A 23,582-nucleotide genomic window follows, 5' to 3' on the forward strand; every position below is an offset into this window, starting at 1 on the left:
CCGGACCCCGCGCCCCTCAGCGGGGGGCGCCTCCGGCCCGCACGAGGCCCGTCTCGTAGGCCATCACCACCACCTGCACCCGGTCCCGCAGCTCCAGCTTGGTGAGGATGCGGCCCACGTGCGTCTTCACGGTCGCCTCGGACAGCACCAGGCGGCCCGCTATCTCACCGTTCGACAGCCCCTGGGCGACGAGCAGCATCACCTCGCGCTCGCGCTCGGTGAGCCGTTCCAGCTCGGGCCGGGCCGCCGCGGCGGACCGGGAGCCGAGGCCGCCGCCCGTGCCCGGGAGCATCGGCGCGAAGCGGTTCAGCAGGCGGCGCGTGGTGCTGGGCGCGACGACCGCGTCACCGCTGTGGACCGCGCGGATCGCGGTGAGCAGTTCGCCCGGCGGCACGTCCTTGAGCATGAAGCCGCTCGCGCCCGCCTTGAGCGCGGAGAAGGCGTACTCGTCCAGGTCGAAGGTGGTCAGGATGAGCACCCGCGGCGCCCCTTCGCGCTCACAGATGCGCCGGGTCGCCTCCACTCCGTCCAGCTTCGGCATCCTGACGTCCATCAGGACGACATCCACCTCGGCGGAACGCACCGCCTCCAGCGCCTCGAGACCGTCGCCCGCCTCGGCGACGACCTCCATATCGGGCTGGGCGGCGAGCACCATGCGGAAACCGGTGCGCAGCAGCACCTGGTCATCGACGAGCATGACGCGGATCGACATCCGGTCGGTCCCTTCCCTCGGCTTCCTCGGCGCGCGCTCCGTACGGCGCTCACCACCTACGTACACACAGCCCCACGTACGCGCGGACGGGTGCCCGCGGCTCATCCCGCCGGTTTCAGCGGCAGCAGCGCGCTGATGCGGAAGCCGCCGCCCGGGCGCGGGCCCGCGTCGAGCGTGCCACCGACCATGCCCACGCGCTCGCGCATCCCGATCAGACCGTGGCCGCTGCCGTCGGCGCCGCCGTCCTCGTACAGCTCGCGCTGGGCGCCCCGGCCGTCGTCCTCGACCAGCAGGCCGAGCCCGTCGTCGAAGTAGGTGATGCGGACGCTGGCGCCGACATCGGGGCCGCCGTGCTTACGGGTGTTGGTGAGCGCTTCCTGCACGATGCGGTACGCGGTCAGCTCCACGCCGCTGGGCAGCTGGCGCGGGCTGCCGACGACCTTGAAGTCCACCGGGAGCCCGGAGCCGCGGGCCTGCTCCACCAGTTCGTCGATCTGCTCGACGTCCGGCTGCGGGACGTAGTCGCTCGCCTCCCCCGGCTCCCCGGTGCGCAGCACGCCCAGCAGCCGCCGCATCTCGGCGAGGGCCTGGCGGCCGGTGCCGGAGATCGTCTCCAGCGCCTGCCGGGCCTGGTCCGGGGAGGCGTCCATGACATACGCGGCGCCGTCCGCCTGAACGACCATCACCGACACGTTGTGCGCGACGACATCGTGCAACTCGCGCGCGATCCGGGCGCGTTCGGCGGCGACCGCGACCTTCGACTGCGCCTCGCGCTCCTTCTCCAGCCGGGAGGCGCGCTCCTCCAGCTGGGCGTAGTAGGCGCGGCGGGTGCGGATCGAGTCGCCGAGCACCCAGGCCAGGACGAAGGGGATGGTGATGAAGACCGTCGAGACGGCGGCCGCCCCCGCGGACTCGTGTTCGTCGGGCCAGCGCAGGGTGGCGAGCGACGGTGCGCAGATCGCGGCGGCCAGGGCCAGCCGGGAGGTGCGGCGCCCGGCGGTGCACGCGGCGGTGTAGACGATCACCAGCATCGCGAAGTCGACGACGTTGATCCTGACGTCCAGCGCGAGTTGGGCGATGCCGCACGCGATGACCAGCCACAGCATCATCGCGGTGGCGCGGCGGCGCAGCGCGACGGCCGCGCACAGCGCCAGCGTGATCGGCACGGCCGCGAGCGGTGGCTCATAGCCCGGGGTCGCCTGTACGAGCCACAGGAGACCGCAGCCGAAGAGGAGGACGCCCCAGAAGGTGTCCACCCCTGTCGGATGGCTGCGGAGGAAGTCGTAGAGGCGCTGCACGTCACCCAGCGTAGGCAGTGCGGATACCCGCGCGGGTCAGCCCGAGGGGCGATCCGTACCGCCCCGCCCTACTCCCCAAGGTGGATACCACTCCGCTTTAGCGTGGGGACGTGGCGAGTGAACAGTGGGAATGGTGCGGGTGGCGGGCGGCCGCCGAACAGGCGCTGTACGGGACGGACGGCTTCTTCCGGCGCGCGGAGGGGCCGGCCGGTCACTTCCGCACCTCGGTGCACGCCTCGCCGCTGTACGCGCGGGCGGTCGCGGAGCTGCTGCGCCGGGTGGACGAGGCGCTGGGGCGGCCGCCGGAGCTGGCGCTGGTGGACGTCGGCGCGGGGCGCGGCGAGCTGCTGACCGGGGTGCTGGCGGAGGTCGCCGCCCTGCCGCACGGGCCGGCCGCGCGGCTGCGGCCGTACGCGGTCGAGCGGGCGGACCGTCCCGCCGGGCTCGACGGGCGGGTGGAGTGGCGGGAGACGGTGCCGGAGGGGTTCACCGGGCTGCTGTTCGCCAACGAGTGGCTGGACAACGTCCCCGTCGACGTCGCCGAGACGGACCCGGACGGCCTCCCGCGCCGGGTCGAGGTCCGGGCGGCCGACGGCGCCGAACGGCTCGGCGCCGAGGTGACCGGCGAGGACGCGGCGTGGCTGGACCGGTGGTGGCCGCTGGCGGGCGCCGAGCCCGGGCTGCGGGCCGAGATCGGCCGGCCGCGCGACGCGGCCTGGGCCGGGGCGGTGCGGTGCGTCGGGGCCGGGCTGGCGGTCGCCGTGGACTACGGCCATGAGCGCGCCGACCGGCCGCCCTTCGGCACGCTGACCGGCTTCCGGGACGGGCGGGAGGTGCGGCCGGTACCGGACGGCTCCTGCGATCTCACGGCGCATGTGGCGCTGGACGCGTGCGCGGCCGGGACGGACGCCCGGCTGATCGCCCAGCGGGACGCGCTGCGCCACCTGGGCCTCGACGCGGGCCGTCCGCCGCTCGCCCTGGCCTCCACGGACCCGGCGGCCTACGTACGGGCCCTGGGCGCGGCGGGCGAGGCGGCGGAGCTGCTGGACCCGGCGGGTCTGGGCGGCTTCCGGTGGCTGGCCCACCCGGTGGGCGTCCCGTACGGCGCGCTGCTCCCGTAACGGGCCGGTCCAGGGGCCGGACCCGGTTTCCGGCCGGGGCGGGTGTCGAGACAAACTGTTCCCATGACGGAGACGACAGTCGGCATCGGAGGCGCGGCGGAAAGCACCGACATGGTGCTGAACATCGGCCCGCAGCACCCGTCCACCCACGGCGTGCTGCGGCTCCGGCTGGTGGTCGACGGGGAACGCGTGCAGCACGCGGAGCCGGTGATCGGGTACATGCACCGCGGCGCCGAGAAGCTGTTCGAGGCGCGCGACTACCGCCAGATCATCATGCTCGCCAACCGCCACGACTGGCTGTCCGCCTTCTCCAACGAGCTGGGCGTCGTGCTCGCCGTCGAGCGGATGCTCGGCATGGAGGTCCCGGAGCGCGCCGTGTGGATGCGCACGCTGCTGGCCGAGCTGAACCGGGTGCTCAACCATCTGATGTTCCTGGGGTCGTACCCCCTGGAGCTGGGCGGCATCACGCCGATCTTCCACGCGTTCCGGGAGCGCGAGGATCTGCAGCACGTGATGGAGGAGATCTCCGGCGGCCGGATGCACTACATGTTCAACCGGGTCGGCGGGCTCAAGGAGGACCTGCCCGCGGGCTGGCTCGGCCGGGCCCGGGCGGCCGTGGCCGAGGTGCGGTCGCGGATGGACGTGTACGACGGGCTCGTGCTCGGCAACGAGATCTTCCGGGGGCGCACCCGAGGGGTGGGCGTCCTGTCCGCGGAGGCCGTACACGCCTACGGGGTCAGCGGCCCCATCGCCCGCGCCTCGGGCGTCGACTTCGACCTGCGGCGCGACGAGCCGTACCTGGCGTACGGGGACCTCCAGGACACCCTGAAGGTCGTGGTGCGCGAGGAGGGCGACTGCCTCGCCCGCTTCGAATGCCTGCTGGAGCAGACCCACAACTCCCTGGCGCTCGCCGACGCCTGCCTGGACCGGCTCGACGGGCTTGCGCCGGGGCCGATCAACCAGCGGCTGCCGAAGGTGCTCAAGGCCCCGGAGGGCCACACCTACGCCTGGACCGAGAATCCGCTCGGCCTCAACGGCTACTACCTCGTCTCGAAGGGCGAGAAGACGCCGTACCGGCTGAAGCTCCGCTCGGCCTCGTTCAACAACATCCAGGCGCTCACGGAGCTTCTGCCGGGCACGCTCGTCGCCGACATGGTGGCGATCCTGGGATCGCTGTTCTTCGTCGTCGGCGACATCGACAAATAAGCAGCGCGGCGGCGGCCTTCAGGAGATCGCGCTGCGCAGCTCCTCGGCCCCGGCGGGATCGCTCTCCTCGTCCTCGTGCGCGGTCAGGTCGATGACCTCGCCCACCGCGCCCTTCCGGGTCTCGGCGAGGGTTTCCGCGCCGATCACGTCGGCGAGGTCCTCCTCGGCCTCCGACCCGGGCTCCTGCTGCTTCGGCGGGGTCTTCTGGGTGCCGAAGTAGTCGAAGCCGCCCTCCGACCGGGAGGCGGCCCGGCGTGCCGCGGCATACGGCACCACGGCGGAGGCGGCCGTACGAGCGTGCGGAGGCGGCACCGGGGAGCTGTCCGGGCCGTCACGCTCGTCGGCCGCCGGGCGCTTCCCCGGGACGGCCGCACCGTCCTCGTCCGGGTCCGCGGCCGCTCTCCCGGCCTTGCTGTCCGTCGCTTCCGCTTTCTCCTGCTCCTTGGCCTCGGCGGCGGCCTTCTCCTGCTCGGCCGCGAGAGCACGCGATTCCGCTTCGGCCCGCTCCCGCTGCTGCCGCGCACTGGCGACGAGACGGCTCAGCGCCTCGTCGGCGCGCACGTACGCGCTGAGGTCGAGGCCGTCGCCGATCACGGAGTCCGCCGGGTCCCCGTCGGTCTCGGCGGTCTCGCCGGACGACTCCGCCGCGGTCAGCGCCTTCGACGGGGTCGCGGCCTCCAGGGCGAGCCTGCGGCGCCCCTCCAGGGCGCTGGCGCGCTCGGTCTCGGCCGTGGCGTAGCGGCGCAGCAGCTCGGCGTGCTCGTTGCGCAGCCGGGCGAGTTCGGCCCGCTTGGCGCGCAGCCTGGTGTTGAGCGCGGTGCGCAGCTCGGCCGCCTTCTCGGCGTCCGCCTCCAGCTCCGCGATCCGCTCCTCGTACTTCATCTCCTGGCGGGCGGTCTCGCTCGCGGACTCCGCGACCCGGCGACCGGCCGCGCGGTCCCAACGGCGGGTCAGGACCGAGCCGACGACCGCGGCGGTGGCCGCGGTCGCGGCGAGTCCACGGATCACCACCGTGTCGCCGACCAGCCAGGCACCGGCGGCGCAGGTTATTGACGCGGCTGCGACCGACAGAGGGGGAAGTAGCCTGTGCAGGGGTGGGGATTGGCGGTGGCGTCCACGTGGCATGGGCCGAAACTTACCGTGCGTACGGCTCCTTTGGGGGGTCGGCAGGCCACATCCGTTGTCAATCCGTTGGCAAACTACTTCACGAGCCCCTTCTCCTTGAGGTAGTCCGCCGCGACATCGGCGGGCTTGAGCCGCTCGGCGTCAACTTTCTTGTTGAGTTCGGTGAGATCGGCCGTGGTGAGCACGCGGCCGAGCTTGTTCAACGCGTTTTCGATCTTGGATGATCCGGCGGACTTCGCATTCACCACGGGAAGTACGTTGTCGGCATTCTGCAGCTTTTTGTCGTCGTCGAGCAGGACAAGGCCGAACTGGTCGAGCGTGGCGTCCGTGGTGGTGGTCAGGACCATCTGGTCCTTGCCGTCCTTGACCGCCTGCTTGGCCTGCACACTGCCGATGTCGAGCGGGTCGATGCCCGCGATGTCGATGCCGTAGCGCTTCTCCAGGCCGGGCTGGCAGAACGGCCGCTTCGGGCATTCGTCACCCGCCGCCAGCTTGACCTTCTGCCCGGACTTTCCCAGATCGGAGAGCGTCTTGAGGTCGTGCTCCTTCGCGAACTCACCGCTCACCGCGAAGGCGTTCTGGTCGACCGCCTTGCCGACGTCCAGCACCTTCAGCCCGCGCGGCTCGGCGAGCTTCTTCAGCGCCTTCACCGTGTCGTCCACATCGGAGGAGGCCACGGGCTCGGCATTCGGCCCGTTCTTCTTCTGGTTGAGGAATTCGGCGAGCGTCGCCGCGTACTCCGGTACGACATCCATCTGACCCTTCTCCAGGGCCGGTTCATATAGTTCGCGGGTGTCCACGGTCTTGATGGAGGTCGAGTAACCGGCGTTCTCCAGCAGCCCCGCGTACAGCTCCGCGAGGATCTTCGACTCGGCGAAGGACGCGGTCCCGATCACCAGCGAGCCCTTGCCCGGCTTGCCGGAGCTGTCGCCACCACCGGACTTCTCCAGGCTGTCGCCGCCGCATCCGGTCGCGCCGACCGCCAGCGCCACGGCGCTCGCCGTCGCCCCCACCACTCTCAAGATCTTGCTCATGGGTTCCCCATCCATAGATATACGTACAGATATACGTACGACGCGCCCGCGTCACGGCACGCGTGAGGACGAGCGCGACGACGAGCCCTACGACGTCAACGCGGGCGCCTTGGGCGCCTGGTCGGCGGGCGGGCGCCGGAACGCGGCCGCCGGCCGCCCCGTCTTCCGCCGCATCGGGTCCAGCACCAGACCCAGCACCACGAACACCCCCTCGACCAGCAGCGCGAGCCCCGCGACCAGCACCGCTCCGGCCACCACCTGCGGGGTGTCGGTGAGCCGGAAGCCCGCCGTGATGATCCGGCCGAGCCCGCCGCCGCCGGGCAGCGCCGCCAGCGTCGCGGTGGCCACCACCTGCACCGCGGCGGTCCGCACGCCCGTCATGATCAGCGGGAACGCGAGCGGCAGCTCCACCCGGCGGATCAGCTGACCGCCCGTCATCCCCATGCCCCGGGCCGCCTCGACGACCTCCCGGTCCGCCTCGCTCACCCCGACGTACGCGTTGGTGAGCAGCGGCGGGACGGCGAACAGCACCAGCGCGATGATCGTCGGCCACTCGCCGTGCGTGCCCAGCGGGCTGAGGAGCAGCAGCACCAGCACGGCGAAGGTGGGCACGGCCCGGCCCGCGTTGGAGATGTTGACCGCGATCGCGCCGCCCTTGCCGATGTGGCCGAGCAGGACGGCGACCGGCAGCGCGACCGCGCACGCGATCCCCAGACAGACGAACGTCAGGAACAGGTGCTCGCCCAGCCGGTGCCACACCCCGTCCCCGCCCGACCAGTGCGACCCGGTGGCCAGCCAGTCCCACGCCTCACCGATGACGCCCATCAGGCCCTCCTCCTCTTACGCGCCCAGGGCGTCAGCAACCGCTGGACGCCGAGCAGCAGCAGATCCGCCACGACCGCCAGCGCCACGCACAGCACCGAGGCGGTGAGCACCTGCGCCTTGAAGAAGCTGTGCATGCCCTCGTAGATGAGGTTGCCGAGCCCGCCGTAACCGATGATCGCGCCGACCGTGGTGAGCGAGACGGTGGAGACCGTGGTGATGCGCAGCCCGGCCATCAGGGCGGGCAGCGCCAGCGGCAGCTCGACGCCGAAGAGCAGCCGCAGCGGCCCGTACCCCATGCCGCGCGCGGCCTCCCTGGCGTCCTCCGGCACGGAGGCGAGGCCCGCCATGATGTTGCGCACCAGGATGGTGAGCGAATAGAGCACCAGCCCCGTGATCACGACCGCCTGGGACACCCCGAAGACGGGCAGCAGCAGCGAGAACATCGCGAGCGACGGCACCGTGTAGAGGATCGTGGTCAGCCCCAGCACCGGGCCCGCCACACCCTGCCGGCGGCGGGCCAGCAGCGCGAGCGGGAAGGCGATCACCAGACCGATCGCGACCGACGCGAGAGTGATCCCGACATGCTGAAGCGTCGCGTCCGTCAGCTCCTGACCACGGGTGCGCACATACTCGCCGCAAATCCATTCGTTACTGATCAGACAGTTCTGGTCCGCCATACGCTCACCTCCCCCGGGCACGTGGTCGTCCAATTCCTGGGTGACCCTATCCCCGGGAGATGACAATCTCGTCCGATCGCCACACAACAGCAACAATGTCTGCCACGAATGCGGCAACAATGGGGAGCCATGATCCGTTTCGAGCATGTCACCAAGCGCTACGCCGACGGCACGACCGCCGTGGACGACCTGTCCTTCGAGGTCGCGGAGGGTGAGCTGGTCACGCTCGTCGGACCCTCGGGGTGCGGCAAGACCACCACGATGAAAATGGTCAACCGGCTCATCGAGCCGACCTCCGGCCGGATTCTGGTGGAGGGCGAGGACATCGCCGAGACCGATCCGGTCGCGCTGCGCCGCCGCATCGGCTACGTCATTCAGCAGGTCGGTCTCTTCCCGCACAAGACCGTGCTGGAGAACACCGCGACCGTGCCGCATCTGCTGGGGTGGCAGCGGAAGAAGGGGCGCGAGCGGGCCGCCGAGCTTCTCGATCTGGTCGGACTCGACCCTTCCGTATATGCCGACCGCTACCCGGACCAGCTCTCCGGCGGCCAGCGGCAGCGGGTCGGGGTGGCGCGGGCGCTGGCGGCCGACCCTCCGGTGCTGCTGATGGACGAACCCTTCGGCGCCGTCGACCCGGTCGTACGCGAACATCTGCAGACGGAATTCCTCCGCCTTCAGTCACAGGTGCGGAAGACCGTGCTGTTCGTGACGCACGACATCGAGGAAGCGGTCCGGCTCGGCGACCGCATCGCGGTCTACGGCTCCGGGCGCATCGAACAGTTCGACACCCCGGCCGCCGTCCTGGGCGCGCCCGCCTCGCCGTACGTGGCCGACTTCGTCGGCGCGGACCGGGGCCTCAAGCGGCTCTCGGTGACCCCCATCGAACCCGGCGACCTCTGGCAGCCCCCGGTCGTCCACCTCGACGACCCGCTCACCAAGGCCGCCGCCCGCCTCGCCTCGGACGGCGCCCGATGGGCCGTCGTCCTGGACGACGCGGACCATCTGCACGGCTGGATCCCGGCGGACGCGGCCGACGGGGCGGAGGGGACGGACGGGACGGTACGGGACCACGCCCGCCGCATGGAGGCGTGGCTGCCGGTCGGGGCACCGCTCAAGCAGGCGTTCAGCACGATGCTCCAGCACGACGCGGGGTGGATCGCCGTCCTGGACGGCGAACGCTTCCTCGGCGTCCTCACCCCGGGCCGCCTCCACGAGGCCCTGCGCCGCTCGATCGACGCCGACGCCGGCGGCATCGCCCGAGGCGACGTGAACCTCCAGACGGTCGCCGACACCTGAGCCACCGCACCGGGGCCGGGGCTTCGCCCACAGTCCGCCGCATGCGGGGTCGCCCGGACGCGGTGGGCGGGTCAGTCCCCTATCCCGCCCCTTCCCGAAACCGGGGCAAGCCCCGGACCCCGGCTCCGGCGGGGCGGCGCCCCGGCAGCCCGTGCGCGCGACAACCGCCGCGCAGAACGGCTCGGCGGCGGTGAGGACGCCCCCCGGCACGCGGCAGCGGCCCGCGCTCGCGGCGCAGCTCTCAGCGGGACTGGAGGCGGGCGCCCAGCCACTCCAGGGCGGGAGCCACCTCGCGCTTCCAGGTGTTGAAGTTGTGGCCCCCGGTGCCGAGGATCATCGACGAGATGCGGGTCGGCGCGCCCCGCCGGTTCAGCTCGCGCACCTTCGCCACGAACCGCATCGTCGCCCCGTAGTTCTTCTCCCCGCGCTCGCTGCTGCTCACCAGCAGCGAGACCGGCGGGGCGGGCAGGTGGTCCAGGCGCCACATGAGGTTGTTCTCGCACTCCAGCCGCCTGCTGCCGCCGAAGAGGTCGCCCGTGGTCGCGTCGAGGGGGGCCTTGTAGAAGGGGGACAGCCCGGCGGCGGCGGAGAACGCCCCGGGGTGGCGCATCGCCATCTTCAGGGCGCAGTAGCCGCCGGTGGAGTTGCCGATGACGCCCCAGTTGCGGGCCCGGGTGCCCACCCGGTAGTGCGCGGAGACGGCCTTCGGCACATCCTTGGTGAAGAAGGTCTCGGTCCGCGGCCCCCCGGGGATGTCCATGCACTCCGTATCCCGCGGCGGCGCCACGGTCGGCCGCATCATGACCAGGATGGTCGGCTGCATTCTCCCCTCTTTGACCAGCTTCTGAGACTTCTGGGGGTATTTCAGGCCATTGATGAGGGCTTCGGTAGTACCGGGGTAACCTGTCAGGACGAGGGCGGCGGGAAACCGGCGCTCGGCGTAGCGGGGCTGGAAGTACTCCGGCGGCAGATAGACGTAGCCGGGACCGGCGATCCGCGAGATTGGCCCCCGGAAGGTGACCTTGTCGACGCGCCCGCCGGCCTCCGGCGACGAGCCGCCGGAGACGTTGAGGCTGCGGGTCTCGGTGACCTTCACCCTGGTGCCGGGGGTGTCATGGTCCACCACCACGCCCACCTCGTCCTCGGCCCCGAAGAGGTCGGCCCAGGAGCCGTAGAAACCGAATGACTGATTGGCGAACAATCCGAACGCCGCGAACACCGACACCTGGGTTCCCAGTAGCATGCCGACCCGGCCGAGCACGGCGGTCACCCCCCGTCCGGCCAGCCGCGGCCACAGCCATATCGTGGCCGTGAACAGCAGTAGCGCCCCGACGACAGCCATGATCACGACATTGTTGCTCGTGAGACCCATCACTATCTTTCTGTCGGGCGGCCGGTCCTCCGTACCGCGGGGGCGCCCCCGACGGGAGCCGGAGGCGGAACCCCGCCGCCTCGAATCGCATCTAGATAGACGCAAATCGTGCGGAAGCTGCGTCAGAGAACCAAAGATCCTCTTGACCGAAGCGACGGGAATGCGAATGTCTGACAGTCCAGATGCCGAAAAGTCCGGAGGGGTTCCCAACCGGATACGGCGCGTGCTGCGCGGCCCGCGCCCAGAGGCGGTGCCGACGGCCGTCGGCACCGCCTGCATGCTGATCGGGCTCGTGGACATCGTCTTCCCGCGGCTGAGGCACAGCAGGGTGCACGCGCTGGCGGAGCTGCTGCCCGGCGCGGTCAGCTCCCTGGCCGCCGCGGCGTCGATCGTGGTCGGGCTGCTGCTGCTGATGCTGGCGCACGGCCTCAAGCGGCGTAAGCGCCGCGCCTGGGTCGCGGCGGTGGCGCTGCTGCCGGTCGGCGCGGCGGCCCAGCTGCTGTACCGGCACTCGGTCCTGGGCACCGTCTTCTCGCTCGTCCTGATGGGCGTGCTGATCCGCTACCGCCGCGAATTCGCCGCGCTGCCCGACCCGCGCAGCCGCTGGAGGGCGCTGGCCAACTTCGTGGTCATGGGCGGGGTGAGCGTCGGGCTCGGGCTGCTCATCGTGCGGTCGCACCCGGACGCCATCGAGGGCCGCCCGTCGCTGTCGGCGCAGCTGGCGCACGTGCTGTGGGGCCTCTTCGGCTTCGAGGGTCCGGTCGGCTACCGCGACGGCGCGGACTACACGGTCGGCTACTCGCTGGGCGCGCTCGGCCTGCTGACCGTCGCCACCACCGCGTACCTCGCCTTCCGCCCCGAGCACCCGGCCGCCCGGCTGACCCCCTCCGACGAGGAGCGGCTGCGGGACCTGCTGGCCACCCACGGGCACCGTGACTCGCTCGGTCACTTCGCGCTCCGCCGCGACAAGGCGGTGATCTTCTCGCCCAGCGGCAAGTCCGCCGTCTGCTACCGCGTGGTCTCCGGCGTAATGCTCGCCAGCGGCGACCCGGTCGGCGACGTGGAGGCGTGGCCGGGCGCGATCGCCGCGTTCATGGAGGAGGCGCGGGCGCACTCCTGGACCCCGGCGGTGATGGGGTGCAGCGAGACCGGCGGCGAGGTGTGGACCCGGGAGACCGGCCTGGACGCGCTGGAGCTGGGCGACGAGGCCATCGTGGACGTCGCGGGCTTCACCCTCTCCGGGCGCGCCATGCGCAACGTACGCCAGATGGTCAAGCGCATCGAGCGGGCCGGATACGAGACCAGGGTGCGGCGCGTCGCCGACCTGGACGCGGAGGAGCTGGAGACCGTCCGGCGCGCCGCGGCGGACTGGCGGGGCACCGACACCGAGCGCGGCTTCTCGATGGCGCTGGGCCGGATCGGCGACCCGGCGGACGGCGCATCGGTGATCGCCACCGCCCACAAGGCCGCCGAGGAGGGCGCCGACGAGGGCCCGTTCGGGGACCTGAAGGCCGTCCTGCACTTCGTGCCCTGGGGCCCGGACGGGATGTCGCTGGACCTGATGCGGCGCGACCGCAGCGCCGACCCGGGCATGAACGAACTGCTGATCGTCGCCGCGCTGGAGGCCGCCCCGGCCCTCGGCGTCAGCCGCGTGTCGCTGAACTTCGCGATGTTCCGCTCGGCGCTGGCGCGCGGCGAGAAGCTGGGCGCGGGCCCGGTGCTGCGCGGCTGGCGGGGGCTGCTGGTGTTCCTGTCCCGCTGGTTCCAGATCGAGTCGCTGTACAAGTTCAACGCCAAGTTCCAGCCGCGCTGGGAACCGCGCTTCGTGGTCTTCCGCACCACCCGGGACCTGCCGCGCATCGGCCTGGCCGCGATGCAGGCCGAGGGGTTCGTCTCCCTCGCGCTGCCCCGGCTGCTGCGCCGCGGACGGCGCGCCGAGCCCCGGCCCTGCGCGCACCAGGCCCCGGCCCGGCGCCGCGAACTGGAGCAGGCCGCCTAGGAGGTGTCCGAGCGGGCACCCCGCCCCCCGCGTCCCCCGCCCGGACTGCCGGTACGTCTAGCCTTAAGGTCATGAGGACGTTGCGCGAGCGGGGCCGAGTGGCCGGACTGCCGGAATGGGACCGGTGTGCGGTCATGGGCGTGGTGAACGTCACCCCCGACTCCTTCTCCGACGGCGGCCAGTGGTTCGACACCGACCTGGCCGTCAAGCACGGTCTGGGCCTGGTCACGGCCGGGGCCGACCTGGTGGACGTCGGAGGCGAGTCGACCCGGCCGGGCGCGGCGCGCGTCGACGAGGCCGAGGAGCTGCGCCGGGTGATCCCGGTGGTGCGGGAGCTGGCCGGCGCGGGCGTCCTGGTCAGCGTGGACACCATGCGGGCCACGGTCGCCGAACGGGCGATCGCGGAGGGCGCGCTGCTGGTCAACGACGTGAGCGGCGGCCGCGCCGACCCGGCGATGGTGCCGGTGGTGGCCGCGGCCGAGGTGCCCTTCGTGGTGATGCACTGGCGCGGCCAGTCGATCGACATGAACGGCCGCGCGGTGTACGAGGACGTGGTCGGCGAGGTCGTCACCGAGCTGCGCCGAAGCGTGGACCGGGCCGTCGCGGGCGGTATCGCCCCGGAGCGGATCGTGCTCGACCCGGGGCTGGGCTTCGCCAAGAACGCCGAGCACGACCTGGCGCTGGTCGCGCATCTGCCCGCGCTGGGCGAACTGGGCCGCCCGCTGCTGGTCGCGGCCTCCCGGAAGCGGTTCCTGGGCCGCGTCCTGGCCGGGGACGGGGACACCCCGCCGCCCGCCCGGGAGCGGGACGCCGCGACCGCCGCGGTGACCGCGATCGCCGCGCGCGAGGGCGCGTGGGCGGTGCGGGTGCACGAGGTGCGGGCGAGCGCGGACGCGGTGCGGGTGGCCCGGGCCATCGAGACGGCCGAGGCCGGGTACTCCGAGAACACGGCGAACGCGGCGGGAGCGCTGTGACTTCCCTTACGGACAACGAGCGAGTGGCGCTGGTCAACACCGCGCTGTACGAGGCCATGGAGCAGGGCGACCACGGGGCGCTGGACCGGCTGTGGCTGGATTCCGCCGAGACCGAGGTGTCCTGTGTGCACCCGGGCTGGCCGGTGCTGCGCGGCCGGGGCGAGGTCTTGCGGTCGTACGCGCTGATCATGGCGAACACCGACTACATCCAGTTCTTCCTGACCGACGTCGAGGTGTCGGTGATGGCCGACACCGCGCTGGTGACCTGCACCGAGAACATCCTCAGCGGCGCCCCGGCGGAGGAGGAGGGGCAGCTGGGCCCGCTGGTCGGCCAGCTGGTGGTGGCCACCAACGTGTTCCGGCGCACCGACGACGGCTGGAAGGTGTGGTCACACCACGGCTCCCCGGTGCTCGCGGAGCGTGACGACGAGGGCCCGGAGGGTCCCGAGGACGACGACCGGCTGATGCCGGGCTGAGGGCGCCGTTCACGGCCCTCGTCCCGCCCTTCTTGCCACCCCTGTTCTCGGCCCCCTGATGGCTCGAATGGGTGCCGTTCGAGCCGTGCGAGGTGCGGGTAGGTGAAGGTGGCGCGGGCTGTGGGAGGCACCTGCCGCGACCCCGTGGGCATGTGCCGCCGACATTCGCAGGTAGATTCGAGGAGGTTCCCCCGCCGACGGCAGGGGGTCACTGGTGCGCTCCGGACCGGCCGGGGTGTGCCCGCGTAAACCGACGACCAGCAGGAGTGATTCGGGTGGATCGTGTCGCGCTGCGCGGCCTGAGGGCTCGTGGGCACCACGGCGTGTTCCCGGAGGAGCGCGAGGAGGGCCAGACCTTCGTCGTGGACCTCGTGCTGGGCCTGGACACCCGTCCCGCCGCCGCCGACGACGACCTGACCAAGACCGTCCACTACGGCGTGGTGGCGGAGGAGGTCGTGGACGTGGTGCGGGGCGAGCCGGTCGAGTTGATCGAGACCCTTGCCGAACGGATAGCGGACACCTGCCTGAAGCATGATGTGGTGCGCGAGGTCGAGGTCGTCGTCCACAAGCCGCAGGCCCCGATCACCGTTCCCTTCGACGATGTCACCATCACCATTACCCGGAGCCGAGTATGAGCAGCAGCGACCCGACCGTGCAGCCCGTTCCCGCCTCCGTGGTGGAGAAGGTGGACGCCGCCGATGTGACCCTGTCCAACCCCAAACGGGCAGTGATCTCCCTCGGCAGCAACCTGGGCAACCGGCTGGAGACCCTTCAAGGCGCGGTGGACGCGCTGGAGGACACCCCGGGCCTGCGGGTCAAGGCCGTTTCCCCGGTGTACGAGACCGAGCCGTGGGGCGTGGAGCCGGGCACCCAGGCGACGTACTTCAACGCGGTGGTGCTGGTGAAGACCACCCTGCCGCCGTCCTCGCTGCTGGAGCGCGGCCACGCCATCGAGGAGGCGTTCGAGCGGGTGCGGGACGAGCAGTGGGGCCCGCGCACCATCGACGTGGACATCGTGGCCTACCAGGACGTGGTCTCCGACGACCCGCTGCTCACCCTGCCGCATCCGCGCGCCCACCAGCGGGCCTTCGTCCTGGTGCCGTGGAACGACGTGGACCCGCAGGCAGAGTTCCCCGGGCGCGGCAGCGTCTCGGCGCTGCTGCACGAGGTCGGCCAGGACGGCGTACAGGTCCGCGCGGACCTGGAACTGCGACTGCCCGAATAGACGTTGACCCCGGTAGATGACCGGGGATGGCAGCTTGACGGATGTATGGAGGGGCGACCGCTCGGTGAGGCAACTTCGGATCGGGGTGCTGGTCGGGCTGTTCGCCGTGGCCGGTGTGGTGTCGTGGGCGGGCGCCCGGCTGTGGGACACGCTGGGGTCGCTGCCGAGCGTTCCGGTGGCGGCGCCGATCGTGCTGGCCCTGATCGCGGTCGTGCTGGCCGCGACCGCGATCTCGCTGCGGGCGCGGCTGCGCGCCCAGCGGGAGCGGGAGCCGGACGCGAAGGGCGTGGACCCGATGGTGGCCGCCCGCGCGGTGGTTTTCGGCCAGGCGAGCGCGCTGGTGGCGGCGCTGGTCTCGGGGATGTACGGCGGGGTGGGTGTCTTCCTGGCCCTGGAGCAGCTGGACGTGCCGGCCCGCCAGGACCAGGCCATCTACGCGGGGGCGTCGGTGCTGGCCGGGGCGGGCGTGGTGGCCGCCGCGTTCTTCCTGGAGCGGGTCTGCAAGCTGCCGGAGGACGACGACGAGGGCGGTTCGGGCCCGGGCGCCTCGGCCCGGGCCTGAACGAAGCGCAGAGGGCCCGTCAGCGGGCCATGATGAGGCTCATGGCCTCGGCCCGGGTGGCCGAATCGCGTAGCTGGCCGCGCACGGCCGAGGTGAGGGTCTTGGCGCCGGGCTTGCGCACCCCGCGCATGGTCATGCACATGTGCTCGCACTCGACGACGACGATCACACCGCGCGGTTCCAGTATCCGCATCAGCGACTCGGCGATCTGCGTCGTCAGCCGCTCCTGCACCTGGGGGCGGCGGGCGTAGACGTCCACCAGCCGGGCCAGCTTCGACAGTCCGGTGATCTTGCCGTCGTGGGACGGGATGTAGCCCACGTGCGCGACCCCGACGAAGGGCACCAGGTGGTGCTCGCACGAGGACATCACCTCGATGTCCTTGACCAGCACCATCTCGTCGTGACCGAGGTCGAAGGTGGTGGTCAGGACGTCCTCGGGCTCCTGCTGCAGCCCGGCGAAGATCTCCTTGTACGCGCGGGCCACTCGCCCCGGGGTCTCCCGCAGCCCTTCCCGGTCGGGGTCCTCGCCGACGGCGATCAAAAGCTCGCGGATCGCGTTCTCGGCTCGCTTCTCGTCGAACACGCCGATGGTGCCTTCACCGTCCAGCGTCACCGGGTCCGTCATGGAGCTGCCTCGTTCCTCATGTGCACATAACGCGGAATGCCGCGTCACCAAGGCTAGAACCTGGGTGACGCGGCATTCATTCCGGGTCCCCCCGGGGCTTGTGAGCCCCGGGGAGGCCGGGATCAGCTTTCGGAGCCGGAGCCCGACTCCTCGGGCCGCTCGGCGCCGTCCTCGGGCGTGGTGGCCTTGGTGAGCGAGGCCGCCGAGGTGGGCTGGGCACCGTTCGCCGGGGCGAGCTCCCGGGGGGAGAGCACCGGCGGGCGGGTGGAGGGCGTACGCCGCGAGGAACCGGTCCACGCCGGGCGGGCCGGACGCTTCACGATCGGGGCGAAGATCTCGGCGATCTCCTCCTTGTTCAGCGTCTCCTTCTCCAGCAGCGCCAGCACCAGGTTGTCGAGGACGTCGCGGTTCTCGACGAGGATCTCCCACGCCTCGTTGTGCGCGGCCTCGATGAGCTTCTTGACCTCCTCGTCCACCAGTGCGGCGACCTCTTCCGAGTAGTCGCGCTGGTGGGCCATCTCACGGCCCAGGAACGGCTCGGAGTTGTCGGAGCCGAACTTGATCGCGCCGAGCCGCTCGGTCATGCCGTACTGCGTGACCATCGCGCGGGCCGTCGCGGTCGCCTTCTCGATGTCGTTCGAGGCGCCCGTGGTCGGGTCGTGGAAGACCAGTTCCTCGGCCGCCCGGCCGCCCATCATGTAGGCGAGCTGGTCCAGCATCTCGTTGCGCGTGGTCGAGTACTTGTCCTCGTCCGGCAGGACCATGGTGTAGCCCAGGGCCCGGCCTCTGGAGAGGATCGTGACCTTGTGCACGGGATCGCTGTTCGGAGAGGCCGCCGCGACCAGGGCGTGTCCGCCCTCGTGGTACGCGGTGATCTTCTTCTCCTTGTCGCTCATGATCCGGGTCCGCTTCTGCGGGCCGGCCACGACACGGTCGATCGCCTCGTCCAGGAAGTGGTTGTCGATCAGCTTCTTGTCGCTGCGGGCCGTCAGCAGGGCGGCCTCGTTCAGCACGTTCGACAGATCGGCACCGGTGAAACCGGGGGTACGGCGGGCGACGGCCGACAGGTCGACGTCCGGCGCGACCGGCTTGCCCTTCTGGTGAACCTTGAGGATCTCCAGACGGCCCTGCATGTCCGGGCGGTCGACGGCGATCTGCCGGTCGAAACGGCCGGGGCGCAGCAGCGCCGGGTCCAGGATGTCCGGCCGGTTGGTGGCGGCGATCAGGATGACGCCGCCCTTCACGTCGAAGCCGTCCATCTCCACGAGCAGCTGGTTCAGCGTCTGCTCGCGCTCGTCGTGACCGCCGCCCATGCCCGCGCCGCGGTGCCGGCCGACGGCGTCGATCTCGTCGACGAAGACGATGGCCGGGGCGTTGGTCTTGGCCTGCTCGAACAGGTCACGGACCCGGGAGGCACCGACACCGACGAACATCTCGACGAAGTCGGAACCGGAGATCGAGTAGAACGGGACGCCCGCCTCACCCGCGACAGCGCGCGCGAGCAGGGTCTTACCCGTACCGGGCGGGCCGTACAGCAGCACACCCTTGGGGATCTTGGCACCGACGGCCTGGAATTTCGCCGGCTCCTGCAGGAACTCCTTGATCTCCTGGAGTTCCTCGACCGCCTCGTCCGACCCCGCCACGTCGGAGAAGGTCGTCTTCGGCGTGTCCTTGGTGATCAGCTTGGCCTTCGACTTCCCGAAGTTCATCACCCGGGAGCCGCCGCCCTGCATCTGGTTCATCAGGAACAGGAAGACCACGACGATCAGCACGAACGGGAGCAGCGAGAGCAGAATCCCGACGAACGGGTTCTGCTTCGACGTCGAGACGTTGTACCCGTCGGGGATCCCGTTGTCCTTCTGGGCATTCGCCTGAAGGGTCCTGGCGAGGTCGACGCCCTGGTCACCGATGTAGGTCGCCTGGAGCTTGTTGCTGCCCGAGACCTTGGCGACGTTGTCCTTGAGTTCGACCTTGATCTTGTGCTCGTCGCCGGTCGTCAGCTCGGCGGACTGGACCTGGTTCCTATTGATCGCCTTGACGACCTGGCTGGTGTCCACCGACTTGTAGCCGCCGGACGAGCCGACGACCTGCATCAACACGACCACGGCGAGGACGGCCAGCACGATCCACATGACCGGCCCACGGAAGTAGCGCTTCACGTCCATCCATACGGGGCGAAACCGCCCCGTCCCTCCTGCCACAGTGAGGCACGGCAGCCCTGGAGGGGCGCCTGTGCGTGCGGTGTATTTAGTGGTGTATGAGCTGTGTAATCCTCAGTCTCGAAAAAGACTGACCTTCGGACGGTACCCCAGCATTGTCACCCGACGCCGCCGTGGAGTGTTAACACATCCGCCTTCCCCTGCTCCAACGGCGGAAAACCGCGCCAGGTTCCCAGGGGAAGGCGGTGCTCTCAGCCGCCGTAGACGTGCGGGGCCAGGGTCCCGACAAACCGCAGGTTGCGGTACTTCTCCGAGTAGTCGAGGCCGTATCCGACGACGAACTCGTTCGGGATGTCGAAGCCGACCCACTTCACGTCGATGGCGACCTTGGCCGCCTCCGGCTTGCGCAGCAGCGTGCACACGTTCAGCGAGGCGGGCTCGCGCGACCCCAGGTTCGACAGCAGCCAGGACAGCGTCAGACCGGAGTCGATGATGTCCTCGACGATCAGGACGTGCTTGCCCTTGATGTCGGTGTCCAGGTCCTTGAGGATCCGCACCACGCCCGAGGACTGGGTGCCCGCGCCGTACGACGACACGGCCATCCAGTCCATGGTGACCGGCGTGGACAGGGCTCGCGCCAGGTCCGCCATCACCATCACCGCGCCCTTGAGGACGCCGACGATGAGCAGGTCCTTGCCCTCGTACTCGGCGTCGATGCGGGCGGCCAGCTCGGCCAGCTTCGCGTTGATCTCTTCCTCGGTGATGAGGACCGACTTGAGGTCGGTGCCCATGTCCTTGTCGTCCACCCGCGCCACTCTCGTTCGACGTAACCGGCTCATCTGGCTCGGGCGGATCAGCCCTGCCGGATCACCAGTCTGCCACCCTCCCGGCGGACCTCGACGCGGCCGGGGAGGTTGATGGCCCGCTGGCCCCGCCAGCCGGTGATCAGCCGGTCGACTTCCTCGATGTGGCGGGCGAAGAGCGAACCCGCGGGCGCGCCCGCGGCGATGGCGGCGCGGCGCAGCACCCGGCGGCGGACGGCGGGGGGCAGCCCGTGCAGGCCGACGGTGTCCAGCTCGACCGCGTCGGGGCCATCGGGCCCGGCCCCGGGGGCGGGGGCCGGGGTGGTGCGCAGGACGTCGGCCTCGGCGCGGGCGGCCCAGGCGTCGAGGGCGTCGGCGTCGTCGCGGGAGAGCTGCGCGGTGCGGGCGAGGGCCTCGACGACGCCCTTGCCGAGGGCCTTCTCCAGGACCGGCAGCGCCTCGTGGCGGACCCGGGAGCGGGTGTAGGCCGGGTCCACGTTGTGCGGGTCGTCCCAGACGGGCAGCGACTGGGCCAGGCAGGCCTCGCGGACGGTGTGCCGGTCGAGCTGGAGGAAGGGGCGGCGGTAGCGGCCGCCGGTGCCGGAGACGCGGGCCATGCCGGACAGCGAGCGGGTGCCGGAGCCGCGGGCGAGGCCCAGCAGAACCGTCTCGGCCTGGTCGTCGCGGGTGTGGCCGAGCAGCACGGCGGCGGCGTGGTGGCGCTCGGCGGCGGAGTCGAGGGCGGCGTAGCGGGCGTCCCGGGCGGCGGCCTCGGGGCCGCCGTCCCGGCCGACGGACACGGCGATGGACTCGACGGGGGCCAGGCCCAGCTCGCGCATCCGCTCGGTGACCTCGGCGGCGCGCAGCTCGGAGCCCGGCTGCAGGCCGTGGTCGACGGTGACACCGCCGGCGCGCAGGCCGAGCCGGGGGGCCTCGAAGGCGAGCGCGGAGGCCAGGGCCATGGAGTCGGCGCCGCCGGAGCAGGCGGCGAGCACGAGGGGGCGGCCGTCGCGGGGGGCGGAGCCGCGGGGGGCGGGCGCCTGGGCCGGGGAGGCCGGGGCGGCCGGGGGATGCTGCGCGGAGGCGGGGGTGGCCGGGGAGTCGACGAGGACGTCGTGGAGGACGCGGCGGACCGCCAGGCGTATCGCGGCGACCGCTGGATGGGGACCCATGTCCGTTTCCCATCTGTCATGCGAGGGGGTGCCTCGGGGGGCGTACGAGAAATGTCGTCACGCGGGGGGATTCGTCACGCTGTGTATGTCGATGGTGACAGAAGCGAGCTGTTCCCCGAGCATCGCACGCCTACCCGTCGCTAACGGTCCCTCGGACGAGTGATTAACGGGAGCATTCATCCGTTCCCGAGTGAGCCGGTTCTACGACTCCGCCTTACGGTGCACCCGCGCGACCCACTCCGCGGGTTTGCCGATCTCCGACTTGGTCGGGAGCGTGTTCGGGGAGGTCCAGATCCGGTTGAAACCGTCCATGCCGACCTGGTCCACCACGGCCCGCACGAACCGCTCACCGTCACGGTACTGCCGCAGCTTGGCGTCGAGCCCCAGCAGTTTGCGCAGCGCCTGGTCGAGGCGGCCGGCACCGCTGGCCCGCCGCTTCTGGAACTTCTCGCGGATCTCGGCCACGCTCGGCACGACGTCCGGCCCGACCCCGTCCATCACGTAGTCCGCGTGCCCCTCGAGCAGCGACATCACGGCGGTCAGCCGGGCCAGGATCTCGCGCTGGGCCGGGGTCTGGACCAGCTCGATGATGCCGGCCGCGCCACCGCGCCCCGCGGCCTCCTCGCCGTCCGGCCGTCCACCGCCCAGCGACTGGACGGCCTCCCGGATCCGCTCCAGCAGGGTGGCCGGATCCACGTCGGTCTCGCCCAGGAACGCCTGGATCTCGGACTCGATGTGGTCGCGCAGCCAGGGCACCGCGGTGAACTGGGTCCGGTGCGTCTCCTCGTGCAGCGAGACCCACAGCCGGAAGTCGTGCGGGGCCACGTCCAGCTCGCGCTCCACGTGGACGATGTTGGGGGCCACCAGCAGCAGCCGGCCGCCGCCCGGGGCCCCGGCGGGCAGGTCGCGGGTGGCGGGCGCGAAGGTCTCGTACTGGCCGAGCACCCGGGAGGCCAGGAACGACAGCAGCATCCCCAGCTCGACCCCGGTCACCTTGCCGCCGACCGCGCCCAGCACCGCCCCGCCGGGCAGCCCGCCGCGCCGGTCCTGCATCTTGCCCAGCAGCGGCGACAGGATCTGGCGGAAACCCGCGACGTTGGCCTTGATCCAGCCCGCGCGGTCCACGACGAGGACGGGAGTGTCGGAGGCCGGGCCGCCGGGGACGGCCATCCGGGTGAAGCCGCGTACGTGCTCCTCCGACGATTTCGCGTGCCTGCGCAACTCCGCGACGACGGCGCGCGCCTCGTCCCGGCTCACTTCGGGGCCCGGACGCACCAGCCGGGTCGCGGTCGCGACGGCCAGGTTCCAGTCGACCATCTCCACACCACCGATGCTCGTCATGGCTTCACGGTACGTGGCCCGCGCCCCATCCGGGAGGAGACGGCTCCCCCGCACACCCGGCCGCCCCCGCCCGGCCGGGCGACGCGTCACCCACGTCGCCCCCGCCTCACCGGCATCCGCAGTTGGCGAGCGCCGAGGCCATCGTGTCCAGGGCGCGCTGGGCGCCCGCGGCGTCGGTGGTGCCGTTGGTCATGAACGCGAAGACCAGCAGCCGGCCGTCGGCGTCGACGACGCTGCCCGCCAGGGTGTTGACCCCGGTCAGGGTGCCGGTCTTGGCGCGCACCACGCCGCGGCCGACGGTGTCCGCGCCGTAGCGGGTGCGCAGGGTGCCGCTGAATCCGGCCACCGGCAGCCCGGTGAGCAGCGGCCGCAGCTCGGGGTGGCCGATGTCCGCGGCCCGCACCAGCACCTGGGCGAGCAGCGCGGCGGAGACGTGGTCGTCGCGGTTCAGCCCGCTGCCGTCCGCGATGCGGGCGCCGGAGACCGGCAGCCGGAGTTTCTGCAGCCGGGCGGTGACGGCCTTCGCCGCGCCGGCGAAGCTCGCGGGCTCGCCGGAGGCGACGGCGGTCTGCCGGGCCAGGGCCTCGGCGATGTCGTTGTCGCTGTTGGTCAGCATCCGCTCGACGAGCGCGGACAGCGGCCGGGAGCGGACGGTGGCCAGCGGCCGGGGGTGTTTTCCGGCCTCCGTGGCCCGCGGTTCCCCGGTCACCTCGACGCCGCGCTCGCGCAGCATCGAGGCGAACGTTCCGGCCGCGTCGGCCGCGGGGTCCTCGGAGCGCGCGGCCGGGCCGTGGTCGCTGTCGTCCAGGCGGCCCTCGTCGGCCATCAGCGGGGTGACGGGCGAGATGTTCTCGTTGGGGCCGATGGGGTGCAGCCCGGGCCCGGAGTACAGCGAGGTGTCGTACCCGAGCCGGACGGACGTCGTGCCGCGCTTCTTCAGCGCCCGGGCGGTGCCGTCGGCCAGGGCGCGCAGCGAGGCGGGGCGGTCCGCGCCCTTGGCGGCGCGGGCGGTGAGGGTCGGGTCGCCGCCGCCGACCAGCACGATGCCGTCGCCGCCGTCCCCCACGACGGTGGTCTTGATCCGGTAGTCGGGGCCGAGGGCGGACAGCGCGGCGGCGCCGGTCGCCAGCTTGATGGTCGACGCGGGCACCACGGCACCCTTCGCGCCGGTCCCGAACACCTGCCGGCCCGTCGTCACGTCCACCACGGACGCCGCGCGCTCGTCGCCCAGTGCCGGGTCGTCCAGCAGCGGTTCCAGGGCGTCGGCGAGGCCGCCGCCGGTGGGCGGCGGGACCGCGTCCTCGCCGCTGTCCGGTGACGGTACGGCGCCGGGCGCGCCGAGGGCGGCCAGCACGGGCGCGGCGCTGGGGGCGCGGCCCCCGGGGTGGCGCTCGCCGCCCGCGCCCGGCCCACGGGCGGCGCGGGCGCGTTCGGCGTCGCGCTGACCGGCGTCCCAGGGCCCGGCGACGAGCACCGATCCGGCCGCGACGGCGAGGCCGACCGTGCCGGAGACGGCCACCAGCCGCCAGGTCGCGCGCTGTTGGGCCGGGGTGCGCTGCCAGCGCGTCCCCGTCCGGCTG

General features: G+C 72.0%; 22 protein-coding genes. 9 read left to right on the top strand and 13 right to left on the bottom strand.

Annotation, left to right across the window (positions count from 1 at the left end):
• Positions 1–16: 16 nt before the first annotated feature.
• Both ABZ562_RS03945 and ABZ562_RS03950 read right to left on the bottom strand, forming a co-directional pair.
• Positions 17–712 carry a response regulator transcription factor gene (locus ABZ562_RS03945; protein ID WP_361473639.1) on the bottom strand — a complete coding sequence of 232 codons (696 nt, stop codon included), beginning with the start codon at positions 710–712 and terminating at the stop codon, positions 17–19.
• 101 nt (positions 713–813) lie between these two features.
• Complete coding sequence (locus tag ABZ562_RS03950; protein ID WP_361473642.1) at positions 814–2,010, bottom strand: sensor histidine kinase; 1,197 nt, start codon at positions 2,008–2,010, stop codon at positions 814–816.
• Between the two features lie 110 nt (positions 2,011–2,120).
• Here ABZ562_RS03950 and ABZ562_RS03955 point away from each other — a divergent pair, with 110 nt between their 5' ends.
• A complete protein-coding gene (locus ABZ562_RS03955) occupies positions 2,121–3,131 on the top strand; it encodes an SAM-dependent methyltransferase (protein ID WP_361473645.1) in 1,011 nt (336 codons plus the stop codon).
• Between the two features lie 63 nt (positions 3,132–3,194).
• The gene (locus ABZ562_RS03960) at positions 3,195–4,337 is read left to right on the top strand and encodes an NADH-quinone oxidoreductase subunit D (RefSeq protein WP_361473648.1); all 1,143 of its coding nucleotides are present in this window, start codon (positions 3,195–3,197) and stop codon (positions 4,335–4,337) included.
• Positions 4,338–4,355: 18 nt separating this feature from the next.
• Here ABZ562_RS03960 and ABZ562_RS03965 read toward each other — a convergent pair whose 3' ends face one another.
• From ABZ562_RS03965 to ABZ562_RS03980, 4 genes are all read right to left on the bottom strand, one after another.
• Positions 4,356–5,462 carry a hypothetical protein gene (locus tag ABZ562_RS03965; protein ID WP_361473651.1) on the bottom strand — a complete coding sequence of 369 codons (1,107 nt, stop codon included), beginning with the start codon at positions 5,460–5,462 and terminating at the stop codon, positions 4,356–4,358.
• 74 nt (positions 5,463–5,536) lie between these two features.
• On the bottom strand, positions 5,537–6,496 hold the full coding sequence (locus tag ABZ562_RS03970; protein WP_361473654.1) for an ABC transporter substrate-binding protein: 960 nt from the start codon (positions 6,494–6,496) through the stop codon (positions 5,537–5,539).
• 87 nt (positions 6,497–6,583) lie between these two features.
• The gene (locus tag ABZ562_RS03975) at positions 6,584–7,321 is read right to left on the bottom strand and encodes an ABC transporter permease (protein ID WP_361473656.1); all 738 of its coding nucleotides are present in this window, start codon (positions 7,319–7,321) and stop codon (positions 6,584–6,586) included.
• Positions 7,321–7,998 carry an ABC transporter permease gene (locus ABZ562_RS03980; protein ID WP_055546450.1) on the bottom strand — a complete coding sequence of 226 codons (678 nt, stop codon included), beginning with the start codon at positions 7,996–7,998 and terminating at the stop codon, positions 7,321–7,323. Before ABZ562_RS03980 ends, ABZ562_RS03975 begins: the two co-directional genes overlap by 1 nt.
• A gap of 129 nt (positions 7,999–8,127) precedes the next feature.
• Here ABZ562_RS03980 and ABZ562_RS03985 point away from each other — a divergent pair, with 129 nt between their 5' ends.
• On the top strand, positions 8,128–9,294 hold the full coding sequence (locus ABZ562_RS03985) for a betaine/proline/choline family ABC transporter ATP-binding protein (RefSeq protein ID WP_361473659.1): 1,167 nt from the start codon (positions 8,128–8,130) through the stop codon (positions 9,292–9,294).
• Positions 9,295–9,535: 241 nt separating this feature from the next.
• Here the strand turns inward: ABZ562_RS03985 and ABZ562_RS03990 are convergent, their stop codons facing one another.
• Complete coding sequence (locus ABZ562_RS03990; RefSeq protein ID WP_361473662.1) at positions 9,536–10,666, bottom strand: alpha/beta hydrolase-fold protein; 1,131 nt, start codon at positions 10,664–10,666, stop codon at positions 9,536–9,538.
• Positions 10,667–10,832: 166 nt separating this feature from the next.
• On the opposite strand from ABZ562_RS03990, the gene ABZ562_RS03995 reads away from it, so the two are divergent.
• The 6 genes from ABZ562_RS03995 (at position 10,833) to ABZ562_RS04020 (ending at position 15,902) form a co-directional block, all read left to right on the top strand.
• A complete protein-coding gene (locus tag ABZ562_RS03995) occupies positions 10,833–12,665 on the top strand; it encodes a phosphatidylglycerol lysyltransferase domain-containing protein (protein WP_361473665.1) in 1,833 nt (610 codons plus the stop codon).
• Positions 12,666–12,736: 71 nt separating this feature from the next.
• A complete protein-coding gene (folP, locus tag ABZ562_RS04000; protein ID WP_361473667.1) occupies positions 12,737–13,639 on the top strand; it encodes a dihydropteroate synthase in 903 nt (300 codons plus the stop codon).
• Positions 13,636–14,115, top strand: coding sequence for a nuclear transport factor 2 family protein (locus ABZ562_RS04005; RefSeq protein ID WP_055546441.1), 480 nt, complete (start codon positions 13,636–13,638; stop codon positions 14,113–14,115). The genes folP and ABZ562_RS04005 overlap by 4 nt, the downstream gene beginning before the upstream one ends.
• A 266-nt stretch (positions 14,116–14,381) precedes the next feature.
• Entirely contained in the window at positions 14,382–14,750 is a 369-nt protein-coding gene (gene folB, locus ABZ562_RS04010; RefSeq protein WP_078510390.1) for a dihydroneopterin aldolase, read from the top strand.
• The gene (gene folK / locus ABZ562_RS04015) at positions 14,747–15,340 is read left to right on the top strand and encodes a 2-amino-4-hydroxy-6-hydroxymethyldihydropteridine diphosphokinase (RefSeq protein WP_361473671.1); all 594 of its coding nucleotides are present in this window, start codon (positions 14,747–14,749) and stop codon (positions 15,338–15,340) included. The genes folB and folK overlap by 4 nt, the downstream gene beginning before the upstream one ends.
• A 64-nt stretch (positions 15,341–15,404) precedes the next feature.
• Positions 15,405–15,902 (top strand): DUF3180 domain-containing protein, encoded by a 498-nt coding sequence (locus tag ABZ562_RS04020; RefSeq protein ID WP_361473674.1) that lies wholly within the window; start codon positions 15,405–15,407, stop codon positions 15,900–15,902.
• 19 nt (positions 15,903–15,921) lie between these two features.
• Here the strand turns inward: ABZ562_RS04020 and folE are convergent, their stop codons facing one another.
• From folE to dacB, 6 genes are all read right to left on the bottom strand, one after another.
• Entirely contained in the window at positions 15,922–16,527 is a 606-nt protein-coding gene (folE, locus tag ABZ562_RS04025) for a GTP cyclohydrolase I FolE (RefSeq protein ID WP_361473677.1), read from the bottom strand.
• Positions 16,528–16,649: 122 nt separating this feature from the next.
• The gene (ftsH, locus tag ABZ562_RS04030; protein WP_361473680.1) at positions 16,650–18,692 is read right to left on the bottom strand and encodes an ATP-dependent zinc metalloprotease FtsH; all 2,043 of its coding nucleotides are present in this window, start codon (positions 18,690–18,692) and stop codon (positions 16,650–16,652) included.
• Positions 18,693–18,937: 245 nt separating this feature from the next.
• The gene (gene hpt, locus ABZ562_RS04035; protein ID WP_055547184.1) at positions 18,938–19,477 is read right to left on the bottom strand and encodes a hypoxanthine phosphoribosyltransferase; all 540 of its coding nucleotides are present in this window, start codon (positions 19,475–19,477) and stop codon (positions 18,938–18,940) included.
• Between the two features lie 62 nt (positions 19,478–19,539).
• Positions 19,540–20,661: a tRNA lysidine(34) synthetase TilS gene (gene tilS, locus ABZ562_RS04040; protein ID WP_361473682.1), complete on the bottom strand. Its 1,122-nt coding sequence runs from the start codon at positions 20,659–20,661 to the stop codon at positions 19,540–19,542.
• A 201-nt stretch (positions 20,662–20,862) separates the two neighbouring features.
• A complete protein-coding gene (locus ABZ562_RS04045) occupies positions 20,863–22,002 on the bottom strand; it encodes a zinc-dependent metalloprotease (RefSeq protein WP_361473685.1) in 1,140 nt (379 codons plus the stop codon).
• Positions 22,003–22,108: 106 nt separating this feature from the next.
• The gene (dacB, locus tag ABZ562_RS04050) at positions 22,109–23,521 is read right to left on the bottom strand and encodes a D-alanyl-D-alanine carboxypeptidase/D-alanyl-D-alanine-endopeptidase (protein ID WP_361474032.1); all 1,413 of its coding nucleotides are present in this window, start codon (positions 23,519–23,521) and stop codon (positions 22,109–22,111) included.
• Positions 23,522–23,582: the final 61 nt, after the last annotated feature.

Source organism: Streptomyces sp. NPDC019937 (genome assembly GCF_040631655.1).
Taxonomy (GTDB): Bacteria; Actinomycetota; Actinomycetes; order Streptomycetales; family Streptomycetaceae; genus Streptomyces.